Origin of the sequence: Okeania sp. SIO2F5 (assembly GCF_010692685.1) — a bacterium.
GTDB classification, from domain to species: Bacteria; Cyanobacteriota; Cyanobacteriia; order Cyanobacteriales; family Microcoleaceae; genus Okeania; species Okeania hirsuta.
Genome location: NZ_JAAHGU010000182.1, coordinates 1 through 12,532 on the forward strand (window position 1 = coordinate 1; position 12,532 = coordinate 12,532).

Here is a 12,532-nt window from a genome sequence, read left to right on the forward strand (position 1 = left end):
ACGCATCCTTAAAACTTTAACCTTTAGCGATCGCCTAATTTATGAAAAATACAGCTCATACAGTTACTTTTATGTTACATTATCAATATTTATGTAATATGTAAAGATGCCAGCGCTCATTGCTATATATGATAAGTATTCAACCGGATTTGATATTAGACATCTTCATAAAAGAGGGAGTGGGGAGTAGGGAGTAAGGAGTAGGGGGAAAGAATTGATAATTTCTGTGCGATAATTGATTTTATTTTTTAGGCGTTGGAGATGTCTATTAGCCTACCCGCGACAATAACACCATAGAATATTTTTTCTACTTGATCAATTAAAAAGTAGCCTGCTTATGGGTGAGGGGAAGAGACCCAATTTTTTGGTAAAGTTCTAGCCTGAATTTTTCATCATTAGTATTTTCAAACCAGAACGAGGATGTAAACTGGGAATAGAACTAAGGGATAAATCTTGATTTGGCTCTAATTTCCACTGATAATTACGCAATAGTAGAGAAGTAAAAATCTTCATTTCCATTTGAGCAAAAGCATAACCCAAACAAAATCTGGAACCTCCACCAAAACCAACTAAGCTATAATCCATCTTCTTATTTTCAGCTCTTTCTGGATGAAAACGCTCTGGATCGAATTCGGAAGGATTAGTATAAACTCTTCGATCTCGGTGAGTTTTTTCAATGCGATATAATACCTGCCAACCTTGGGGCACATAGTAACCATTGTAGGTAAAAGGTTTAACCACTCCTCGAAAACCTCCAGCGACAGGAGGATATAGTCTTTCTACTTCTTTAAGGACTTGCTCTAAATAAGGCATTTGTTTGAGTTGCTCATTACTCAACTGTCCCTGCGGTTTTAATTTTTCTTGCTCGGCTTTTGTTTGTGCCAAAATATCAGGATGTTGTGCTAATGCCATACATAATGAGGTCAGCATTGATGTTGTGGTTTCATGTCCAGCAAATAGCATTAGTAATGCCTGTACTTTAATTTCTTCCAGACTGAGACTGTTTCCTTCTTCATCTCTAGTTTCGATTAATAAACTTAGTGCATCTTGAGTCGGATTTTTTTCTCTTTCTCTGATTTCTTCTTCTATATGATTCAGTAAAAAATCCCTCGCCTTTAACGCTAAGGTATAAGTAGTAAAAGGTAGCCTAATGGGTAGAGCAAATAAACCTGCGGTTAGTTCACTAAATTTTCGAGACAAAAGTGCAGTTTTTGTTCCTGGTTTACTACCTAAAAGCAATATACTTGCAACTTCAAAGGTCATCTGTTTCATTTCTGGTAGTAAAGTCAGATGTTTCATCTCAGACCATTTCACCAAATAACGATTGATAGTATCAACCATAGTGGCAAAGTAATTCCTTAAAGCTTGTCCATGAAAAGCAGGCATTAATAATCGACGGTTTCTTTGATGTTCTTCCCCTTCTTGCAAGAAAAGAGACCTGCCTAAAAGTTCGTGAAAATTTTTCGGCCAACCGTCACGCCAAGAAAAATGGTCAAAATGAGTCTGGAGAATAAAACGGTTTGCTTCAGGGCCGATCATTACAATTGTAGGACGACCTAATATATGAGTTTTGAAGATAGTACCGTATTTTTGTTCTCGTTGATCGGCGAAATTACGATCTCTTAGAAAATCAATGGTTTCACCAATTAATGGCAGTCCAAAACTACCAGGGGGTAAAGGATGAGTATTTTCTTCTGTCTTCTTAATAGTTGGCATTTTGATACTTTCCTGTCTAATTTTATTGGCAGTTTACCATTGCGAGAAGAACAACACAGACGAGATAGGACATTTGAACAAAAACCTACGATTTAATTCTGCATTGATTGTCTGACTCGATTAATCCAGCCTTGACTTCGTTTCAACACTTCAGAATAGGGAAGTTCACTCTCCATTATCAACTCCATTGGCAGAGGATTTGTCAGCAATGGAAACCAAGGTCTTAGCTTCTTACCAATGGTCAGCCGGAAAATGAATTCTAACATCATAGGTTTTGAGCGGGGAAAACTATAATTTGACAGCTCTCGCAAGGCATGAATATCTGATAGTCGCTCGGCTGTAAAAGCTGGAAGCGCTTCTTCCCATTTATCCTCGTACCGATCTAAACATTGAGCAAATACCTGCACGTCTTGTAGTGAAGCATTACATCCTTGTCCAATAGATGGAGAAACTGCATGGACAGCATCTCCAACAAGCAAAATGCGATCGCCAACGTGCATCCGGTCACACTTCACCGTCATAATTTTCGATACAGGTCGTTGCCGGAGGACAGCAGCATCTTCTAACCGCATTAAAGGTTTGAGAAATGGAATGTTCTCTTGAAAATAGGCTAAAACTGCTTCATCAGTAGTGCAATTTTCCAGGGGATTATTATCTGGGGGAAAGATCAGCGTTCCATAAAGCCAGTCGTCAGGTTTAGGAGCCATAACCAATCGAATTCCTTTGCCCAAAGTTGAGGTGTGAAGGTAGTTTCCTGCCAGCTTTACTGTTTGATCAGGCGCAATTCTAGGAACGTGCAATGATTTGTATACATCTGGGATAAAATCCTGTTGACATTGGATATCCGATCTAGCACTCAATACCTCCCGTACCTGAGAACCCACCCCATCTGCTCCCACCAGACGGTCATATTTAGTAGTAAACCTTTCTCCATTGTTGGACTGGAGGATCGCCTCCTGACTTTCTAGATTAATGCCAACGCAGGAACAATCAAATTTGACCTTCACCAAATCCCTACTATGCTTCTCTAGCAGATGTTCCAATAGCACCAAATTAAGTTGATTGCGGTCAATAAGTAGTGTAGGCATCTTCCGGTTAATCCGACGAGGTTTGCCCTGCTTGCGATGAATTAAAACTCCTTGAGACCAAACTCCTTTTTTTGCTAAAGCTACTTTCAACCCAAGAATCTGATCGATAGCATTTAAGCCCCGTGACTGTAGAGCAATTGGGAAGGTACGCTGATTTGATTGTTCTGCCAATCGAGGATCGAGCCGACGCTCATAAATCTCAACCTGGTAATCTCTTCGACTGAGTAGATAGTGGGCTAGCAATAATCCTACTGGGCCAGCTCCAATAATTATAATCTTCTGCATTTACAAGTTTCCTTTTAGCCAGACTACACCGAAAAACTTTGTGTTATTCACACGTCGGTAGTTTTGTTGAAGTATTCTATTTGTTTACTGATTCAGTATCTTTAAATTAGTAAAGATGTTCCAATTCCCGATTATTCATAGCTCAATTTATCAACGCCTAATAATAACAATTTTTTAGGGACATTTCGTAGAAAATCCCTATTTACTTCCTTGTTGGCAAGCGCTCTGTAACTATAGAATACCTGCAAATTGAGGCTATAAATAATTGCATTAAACCTTTTCGCGATTTGCTTTTTTCTTTCCCCATTACCAATTACTAATTACGGAAAAATTGTGGTTTAAAGCCTCCCCTTTTAAGGGGATGAAAAAGCGGTCGATCTTCGCAGCTTCCCGAAGGGTGGGATGGCGAGGTTTCCTCGCCATATCCAATCGATCAAGAGAATATTCAATTCAGTATTTTCAAGCCTCCGGCTTTAGTGGTCGTCACTGATAACTGATAACTGAAATGACCATTATCCATCAGTAATTTTCTGCATTTTATTCTTAGATAACTGGCGACTCACAGAAGAAACTGCCCTCACAGGAATCTCTGTTAATTGAGCTAAAATCAAATTCCAGAGATAGCCATATTGAGGATTATTTTTCAGTAACAAAAGTTCGGCAAATACATAAAATCTTTTAGTTCTTTTGTATTCAGGAGGATTATCTTCAATCCTAATTTGTTCTGGTTTAGGCAATTTATGACCGATAATTTTTCCTTGCTCATAATACTTTGCTTGAATAGATAGCCCTAATAATCTATCCAGACACCAAAAAGGAAAATATTTAAACGGTCCTGACAAAATCATCGCATTTCTAATATCTGCTAAAGTTGCTTGTACTATTTCATTTTTCCATACTTTTTTATCAAAGTTTTCTGTATGCCATCCTTGATGATCTTTTCTTTTCCCTAAAAGGCACAAGGGATTGAATTTATTATGCAAAGGAGCTATGGGTATTTCTACCATATAATTTGGTTGATTTTGTAAGTTTTGGTCTCCCGTCCTTACACCACAAGTATTCATTTCATCAATATTAAATATTGGTTCCCATGGAGATTTTAAACTAGCCTCATCACCGTATTTTACATCTTTTCTATTAAGTCTTAAAACCCAATTATCAGGATATTTAGTAAAATATTGTCTGGTTATTTCTGCAATATCTGGATGCAAAAGCTCATCACAATTGACTGTTAAAATATATTTCCCTGAAGCGTTTGTTAACCCAGTCATTCTTTGAATTATTTCTCCGCGAAATGAACTATTTATTTGTTGCATTCGGGGGTCGCTAATTGGCAGTTTTTCCATTCCTGGAGGGTGGGCTAAAATTAACTCTACATCTCCATTGATTTTTAAAAGGGTTTCGATCCAATATTCAGGAAGACCTTCTCTTGTGGGTACTACAATTGATAATATTGGCTGAGTCATTTTTATGTATATTAGCTAAGTTTTAGCTACATTGTATCAAATTTTTTTATCGTCAGCCAATAATTTAATTTTGGGGTAATTTTACAGAAATTTTATAGCAAATATTGAAGAAGGAAGAAGAAAAAAGTGGATGGGGCAACTTTTAAGCATTCCCTCCGCGTCTACAAATCCTAACCAAATTGTAGAAACTCTGTAGACGGTAGGATATTAAACCAATAAAGAAAAAGATAAATAGAACTTTATCTAAATTATATTTAAAGTCTCGAACGCCATTTTTCTAATCCTAAATCAATGGGTGCATCTCAATTTTGAATAAAGCCAAAAATTTATCGCTTTTAGGCAACAGGCAACAGGTAACAGGGAATAGGGAATATATAGGAAAAAAGTATTTTTGCAAATGTGAGATGCACCCAAATCAATTAATGAGTCTAGAGATTTATAACAATCTAAAATTTATGTTTTTAATTCTTCTCCTATTCTTGCTTCCCATAGTTTTTTATAATGTTTAAATAGCTCCATATCTTCACAGGTGAGAGGTTTTGGTTTTTTGGGATATTTCATAATTCTAAGAACTGCTTTAATATATTTTTCCCTCATATTTTTGCTTATCGGTAACGAAAAGTAGTATATACGATTACCAATATCAATAGAAAACTGAGAATAATTACCTCCTATTTCAATTGCTTCTATTAATTTTTGCATACTTCTTTTATGCCGATTTATTTCTGTTCCTACTCCACTGGATACATAACCCTCAATCAAAGCTTTATCTTGCCAATCTGTCCAAATTCTAGATCTGCCAATTCTCGAACTTTCACCTCCTTTATATGGTATCCAGAGAAATATTATTAATTCGCCTTTATCCAGGAAAAATTCAGCACAAAATTTACTACTTTTCCCACTACCAATTCCATATTTAATACTCCCAGCAGAAGAAAATTCTTGCATCCTACTGTCAAACTTCAGAATTTTCTGTCAAACTCTCAATACCTCCTCCTGCTGTTGAACATCTAAATTATTTACAACTTTCAAAAGTACTGTGGGTGGGGTAGGTAAATCTAAATCATTTTCTAGTTCCTGATAGGGAATAATTGCCTTTGAAATCTCCCCATTATCAATATCTTTCAAACAAAAATAAAAGTTATTCCCATCTGAAATAACAGAAAACTCTAAAAACTGAAAATCAAGAGTGTGATATTTTCGATCTGTAAAATTATCCCGATGAAAACTAGGAGTAATTGCCACTAATCTCACAGGTTGCCGATAATCAACTTTGTCACTAAAAGGTTTCTCATCTAACAAAGCATCATAATAACGAGTCAACTGTTGAACAATTCCCCTATCCTCAACATTTTTTAACTCCAACACCACTAATTTTTCCTGACTATCAATAGCTAAAATATCGCACCTTTGAATATTAACGATATATTGTCTGTCTAAGACCTTCAAACCTAGTAAAATTTCTAAGTTTTCATCAAGAAAATCTTCTAAAATCTCTTCACTGACAAATTCCCACCCAGAACCATTCTTGATTAAATATGCGTTACTGAACATATATAATTGAATCTAAATTTTTGATACAATTTTAGACTTGTTTAGAAACAGCAACAGTGATATTAATCTCTGTTTGTAACCGATGCAATTCTACTTTTTTATGGTTAGCATCTCATTTTTTATTTAATATAGATTTTGTGACATAATTATGCTGAATGTATAGCTGTAAAATCAATTTTTATCACATTCTCGATTCTGCCATTAATTTAGGCCAAACTACCAGGAAAAATCCCATCCAAGTTAATGTAGGAATAGAGATAATAACTGTTAACCAAACAATTTTAAACACTAACCAACTACTACTAATAATAGTGATTCCTGTCATAAGTATTGACCAAGGTTGACACCACCAAGGTTTGTAATTCCAAGGGTTAAACTTTTCTTGTTCAATTGAATTTTTCATAAATAATAAACGAAGAATAAGGAATACAAAAAGTGAAATAAACTTGCCGAAAGTAACAAAGTAACAAGGAGAAAGTTTTTTTATTAGTAATGAACCAAATTTGATGTTAATTAGAATTTAAACGTTTGGTAATTTGTTTAATTATGCCACTGAGAATTGCACCTCCCATCAAAATTCCGATAGCTGGAGTAAATACTGGTTCCCATAATCTATGCCAAAGATCCAGACCTAAAGCCACTCCAGAATAACGACCAATCACAGCGATCGCGAACCAAGCAAAACCAATTATTACTAGAAATACATCTGCTACTAAAAATGTATCTAACCAGTTGAGTAATTTTTCTTTCATTGTTAGTAATTTTCCATTAATATTTTAAGTTATTATACTATAACTAGGTAAGTAACATTATTTATATATTTACTCATCTATATTTTTTGTTATCTATTTTAAGCTATTATACCAATTTTTATGTATAAATCCCACAAAAAAAAATAAATATTTTACTCCTAAAAAGGAACTAATCCAATCCTATTATATACTTATTTCTATTATTTTTCCTTTTTATGTTCTTGATTACGAATTCCAACTTCAGTTTTTCCTTTTTTCTTTTCTTTACTAATATGACATTGCTCGATCAAATTGGTTTTATCCATTTTAACTATCAACTATGAATATCAAATTAGCAGTTAGAAATTAACTCATAGTTTAACAGCCTTTTTCTGTTACCTTTGTAGGGATAAAAACAGTTACAGTGGTTTGTTCTAAAGGAATACTTTGGATCTTTAATTGCCCATTATGTAATTCAGCAATTTGTTTAGCAATACTGAGACCTAAGCCCGATCCCTGTTGCTCATATATTTTACGATTAAATTGTTTATAAGCTCCGATATTAGAAATTTCATTAAAACTCATCCCTTTGCCAAAATCGATAAAATCAACAGCAAAAACATGATGAACTAATCTACCTACTACCTTAACTTTTGTGCCGAAATCAGAAAATTTAAAGGCATTGTCTAACAATTCATCTACAATTTTTCTAAAGTTAGGCTCAGAAATTTTTAAATGAGTATTTTCTGATGCAATTTCTAAGTCTTTTAAGCGATTAAAACTTCTTGCTTTTTCTAGAGCAACCTCTCTAATTATTGACTTAGGATTACTAACAGAACCTGTTGTAAATAATTTTAATCTATCTCGCTCCCGTGATAATAGCTCTAAATCTGCATATAGTAAAAAATTCTGGATTAGTCTATATAAACGGTGCGCAGAAATATGAATATTTTCTACCATTTCTAAAATTTCATCGTTTTCTAATTCTTGAAACTCTTCAATAATAAAATTGGCAGAACCAATAATTCCATTGAGCGGAGTGCGTAGTTCGTGAGGTAGAGATAAAGTTATACTACTTCTTAATTCATCTAGTTGTTCTTGAGTTTTTCTTTGAATAGTTCCTTGTTTTTCTAATCTGGTATTAATTGCTTTCATTAATTCATCTCTGGTAAAAGGTTTTGTCAAGTAATCGTCAGCTCCTAATTCCATTCCTTCTCTTAAATCAGCTTTTGTGGATTTTGCAGTCATAAAAATAAATGGAATTGTTTCTGTTACTAAATTTTTCCGTAATAATTTTAATACTTCATAACCATCAAGTTCTGGCATCATTACATCACAAATAATTAAATCTGGAACAATTTCTAGAGCTTTTTCTACTCCTATTCTACCATTTTCTGCCTCTATTGCTATAAAATTTTCTGCTTCTAAAACATCTGTAATTATTTCTAAAATTACTTTTTCATCTTCAATCACTAGAATTTTTTTCATTTATATTTTCCTTTTCTAAATTTAACGGTAAGATGACAGTAAATGTAGTTCCTACCCCAACTTCACTTTCGACAAAAATTTGACCTCTATGTAAATCTACACAATTTTTGACAATAGTAAGTCCTAACCCTGTACCAGAAATATTAATAGCATTTTGAGCGCGGTAGAAAGAGTCAAATAAATATTTTTGTTCTGCTGCTGGAATTCCCATACCTTCATCTTGAATTTGAAAAATTGCATAGTTATTTAAGTAAGAAAGTTTGAGAAAAATATGACTACCTTGGGTCGAATATTTAACTGCATTCCAAAGTAAGTTGGATAGAATATGTCGCAACAATTTTTCATCTATGAAAACCAATTCAAATATTTGTGCGCTAGATTCATTTTGTGATTCTGGTGGAGTATTATAGATAGCATCATTTTGCTTTTGTTCTTGCTGAATTGAATCCGATTGAATGAATTTTAAAATACTTAGATTAATCCCATCTTTGCCAGAATCTTTTGTTGTTAATTGCTTGGCTTCTTGAAACACAAAATCAAGGGAATATTGACTACCAATACTGAGTTTAATATCTTCTATGAGACCTCGACAGAAATTTTCTAAATCTAATGGTGCTGGGTTAAATTCAAAATTACCTGATTCTTTTTTGCCTATAACTAATATATCATTAAGTAACCCTGTCATATATTGAGCTGTAGCTTGTATACGACGCAAATAAGTCAGTTTTTTTTCTTCATTCCATTTATGACTATAGTGTTCTAATGCTTCTGCCGAAGCTAATATAGTAGTTAAAGGAGTACGGAATTCATGGGATGCCATGGAAATAAATTGAGATTTAAGTTGATTCAATTCTTTTTCTATTTCTAGTGCTTTCTTTATTTCAGTTTCTGCCCACTTGCGCTCTGTAATATTTTCAATATCACCTTCATAAGCAATTAAATTACCTTCTGGGTCACGCACTGCTCTGGCATTCTCAGAAACCCAGATGATACTCCCATCAGCACGATAAGCTTGATACTCAAACTTTAATACACTTCCATCCCTGCTAATTAAATCAATAAATTCATCTCTAGAGTTAGAATTAACATAAATTTGTTTGCCAATATCAGTAACTTTTGCCATCATGTCCTCTGGCGAGTCATAACCAAATATCTCGGCTAAAGTAGGATTACCATAAAGGTAATGCCCATCTGGTGTAGACTGAAAAATACCTTCAACTGAATTCTCAAAAATGTTACGATATTTAGCCTCAGTTGAATTTAGTTCTTGATATGCTGTTTCTAATTGTAATCTAGTATTAAACTCAGTTTTGTGCAAAGATTCATATAAATATACAGAAATATCACAAATTAAACATACCCAGAAAATGCCAAGATGCATCTTCATAAAATTCCAATCTAAAGGTGCTACATCCAAACCAAGAATCTGATTGACACCAAAGTAATAACCTAATACAGTAATCTGAGATATTAGGTGTAAAAACCATCTAACCGGAATTAAAGTTGCCTGAGAAAAGAAAGTCAACATCCAGACAAAAAACTCAGGATTAACATTTCTCGTAACTGTATCTGAAATTTGCTCGATCATAGTCACAGACCAAGAAAAGCAGAGAAATATTAGACCAAGATGACGACTACCCCAGGAAGTTCGTAGTAGAAATATACAACCAAGTAAGGTTAAATGTACTAAAATCCTGGCAATTTCCCACTCTTCTAAAGGAGGGTATTTATCTAGTATGAAGAAGATTAAACTGAGTATACTTCTACTCAAGAAAAAGAAAAAAGCTAGCCACAATGTTAAATTTAGTCGAGCAATCAAAAAACGATGTTGCCACTGTGGATATGAAACATTTGTTAAGTCTCTGCTATTTTCAGAAGTAGGGTTAGCACTATCCAAATAGCTCAGTATTTTCTCAATAGGGGATATTCTCTGTAGTTTTTTCAGCCATCCATTTAGCATAGCTAATTAGATTGAAACATCATAATTTAAGTCATAGACTTCGTACATCAGAATATTGTAATATACCTGTCCTAAATAAGTTTTGAATAAATGTTAGTTATCTAAATACTAAGAGTTACTTCTCTTGATATGTAGCTAATGTTCATATTCTATATAGGATAGCTATAGTAGGTTAAATATGAGCTAACTACAATTTTTTTTGACTCGTCATTAACAATAATTTAGGGCAGGCAAAAATTATTAATTATTTACAGCTAGCTCCGTCTAAAATGGTATGATTATTTTTACTGTATATTAGTTATATTTATACCTAAATTGTTAGTCAAATTATGGTTAGTTATACCTTGCCTCAAAATCCAGATACGATTATAACTGTTAGGGGGAAAGAGTCACCCCGGGCCCGTCAGAAAGCTATGGATAAGCTTGTGGAAATGATGGACTCTGGTGAAATACTCACAGAATTAGAAAATGGATTTAGTCCGGAGCAATTTATTGAGGTCAAAGAGTCAAAAGAATCAAAGGAAATTACCTCTGAGGAAGAAGAAGCTGTTGCCCAAGCAGTACAAATACTTAGCGATCTAGCAGCGCTGAAGATTAAGGTTGTAGAATCGAGAGAGGAAGCACTAAAGATTCGTTCTGCAATTGAGGTACTATTCACAGATGAAGCTGTCACTGTTGAAGAAATTGCTAATCTTAAAGATGGTTTTAAGGTGTTGAAAACTTTTGCTGTGGCTAATTTGCGTTATAGAGAAGCAAGAGAGAAAGCAGAAGAAGCTCGTATTATCTTAGACCAAGCGCTAAAATCTGCCGAATCAGAAATCAAGCAATCTCCTAAACCGGATAAATAAGTTTTCTAGTATCTAATAGACTTCTATAGGCAATTAACTATAGCAAAGAAAGGGTTGGTTAGGACATATATTGATAATGAATCTTAGATAGGAAAGGTTTTTCTCACTATTTTCTATCTATGCATATCTACTACAATATCTAGATATAAGTAATCAAAGCTATTATTGCCTACATCAGTAATATTGCTGAGGGTGATGTAATTATAGTTTCCTGTAATAAATTTATAAAATCTCTACATCATCCCACAAGTCAGACAGTATTATGAAACTTTAAATCAGAGAAGATCAGATAGTTAAGTATATACTCATTTTATCAAATATTTACTTTATATATGCTACTCATAAAAAAAGCATATTTTTCATCTATATTGATTGATAATTAAATTAATAACTATTTATAGAGGTTGAAATGTATCAATGTTTCATCAACAATGCTCAAGAGTGACCAACTTTTAGAACTAGAGTTTAGTGTTCTAGACAACAAAATTGTGATCTGCATCATTACAAAAATTGAGAGATGTCACATCTTTTAATGATGTGACTCATTGAAGGTTACCTAATAATAATTGATACTGGGTATCGTGATTATCAAATAAAACCGATTTAAAATTTTTTAATATACTACTGGAGAAAACTTTTAATCATGTCTACAAAACAAGCTCAGTTAATCAAATTCTTGAAGTGGGAGTTGTCCATCTCTGATTCAGCGATCGCCATTGCTTTACGACATAAGGAAGAAGACCCTAATCAATTACCGATGATACTTTGGCAATACGGTCTTGTAACATTGAAGCAGTTAGATCAAATATTCGACTGGTTGCAGATGGCCCACATTTAATCAACTATATTTCCTGAATCATCTAGGCCATAGATATATTACCCTGGTAATACAAATGAAGCGACATTTAAGGAGGTATGAATTGGGTTTTAAACCAAGAAAAATTATAAAAACTAAATTGAATAAAAAATTTCAATTAAACAAGGGAGTATCTCAGTTAGCTTTTTCAGCAAGATTACTCCCTTTTTTTTATGGAATAATAAACAGGGAAAAATTATATATAGCTATCAGCATTTAGCATTCAGCATTCAGCATTCAGCTAGAGTCAAAACTTTTAACTGTAATGTTTTGAAGTTTCTTAGTTGTCCTAATCTCAATGCGTAGTGCTATAGCAGAAGAAAGAAGGAAGAAGGAAAAATCGCGTTGTCTTAATTTTAAGCTTTTGAAATGTCCGCGCTCTTTTCTTCGACTGCTATAAATCTTTTTTATTAAACCCACATTCCGCACTTCAATTTGAATTACGATAGGTTACAGAAAACCTTGATATTGAATTGAGTAGAATTACTTATGGCGTTTACTAACTGCAAGTCAGATCATAAAGCTAATGATTGCGTTATT

Annotated in this window: 11 protein-coding genes; 2 read left to right on the forward strand and 9 right to left on the reverse strand. The window is 33.8% G+C overall.

Going from position 1 to position 12,532, the window contains the following annotated elements:
• Positions 1-375 precede the first annotated feature (375 nt).
• The 9 genes from F6K27_RS30025 to F6K27_RS30065 form a co-directional block, all read right to left on the reverse strand.
• Complete coding sequence (locus F6K27_RS30025) at positions 376-1,716, reverse strand: cytochrome P450 (protein WP_287279581.1); 1,341 nt, start codon at positions 1,714-1,716, stop codon at positions 376-378.
• 92 nt (positions 1,717-1,808) lie between these two features.
• Entirely contained in the window at positions 1,809-3,089 is a 1,281-nt protein-coding gene (locus F6K27_RS30030) for an NAD(P)/FAD-dependent oxidoreductase (protein WP_287279582.1), read from the reverse strand.
• A gap of 512 nt (positions 3,090-3,601) precedes the next feature.
• Complete coding sequence (locus F6K27_RS30035; protein ID WP_287279583.1) at positions 3,602-4,555, reverse strand: glycosyltransferase family 2 protein; 954 nt, start codon at positions 4,553-4,555, stop codon at positions 3,602-3,604.
• A gap of 453 nt (positions 4,556-5,008) precedes the next feature.
• The gene (locus F6K27_RS30040) at positions 5,009-5,503 is read right to left on the reverse strand and encodes a hypothetical protein (protein ID WP_287279584.1); all 495 of its coding nucleotides are present in this window, start codon (positions 5,501-5,503) and stop codon (positions 5,009-5,011) included.
• Between the two features lie 27 nt (positions 5,504-5,530).
• Positions 5,531-6,109 carry an endonuclease NucS domain-containing protein gene (locus tag F6K27_RS30045; protein ID WP_287279585.1) on the reverse strand — a complete coding sequence of 193 codons (579 nt, stop codon included), beginning with the start codon at positions 6,107-6,109 and terminating at the stop codon, positions 5,531-5,533.
• 181 nt (positions 6,110-6,290) lie between these two features.
• Entirely contained in the window at positions 6,291-6,512 is a 222-nt protein-coding gene (locus tag F6K27_RS30050) for a DUF6737 family protein (protein ID WP_287279586.1), read from the reverse strand.
• A 106-nt stretch (positions 6,513-6,618) separates the two neighbouring features.
• On the reverse strand, positions 6,619-6,861 hold the full coding sequence (locus tag F6K27_RS30055; RefSeq protein ID WP_124144973.1) for a hypothetical protein: 243 nt from the start codon (positions 6,859-6,861) through the stop codon (positions 6,619-6,621).
• A 357-nt stretch (positions 6,862-7,218) separates the two neighbouring features.
• Positions 7,219-8,328, reverse strand: coding sequence for a response regulator (locus tag F6K27_RS30060; protein WP_287279587.1), 1,110 nt, complete (start codon positions 8,326-8,328; stop codon positions 7,219-7,221).
• Complete coding sequence (locus F6K27_RS30065) at positions 8,306-10,288, reverse strand: PAS domain-containing sensor histidine kinase (protein WP_287279588.1); 1,983 nt, start codon at positions 10,286-10,288, stop codon at positions 8,306-8,308. The genes F6K27_RS30060 and F6K27_RS30065 overlap by 23 nt, the downstream gene beginning before the upstream one ends.
• A gap of 329 nt (positions 10,289-10,617) precedes the next feature.
• Between F6K27_RS30065 and F6K27_RS30070 the strand changes: the two genes are divergently transcribed.
• Positions 10,618-11,136, forward strand: a complete 519-nt coding sequence (locus tag F6K27_RS30070; protein WP_287279589.1) for a hypothetical protein — start codon at positions 10,618-10,620, stop codon at positions 11,134-11,136.
• 643 nt (positions 11,137-11,779) lie between these two features.
• The gene (locus F6K27_RS30075; protein ID WP_287279590.1) at positions 11,780-11,974 is read left to right on the forward strand and encodes a DUF2949 domain-containing protein; all 195 of its coding nucleotides are present in this window, start codon (positions 11,780-11,782) and stop codon (positions 11,972-11,974) included.
• Positions 11,975-12,532 lie beyond the last annotated feature (558 nt).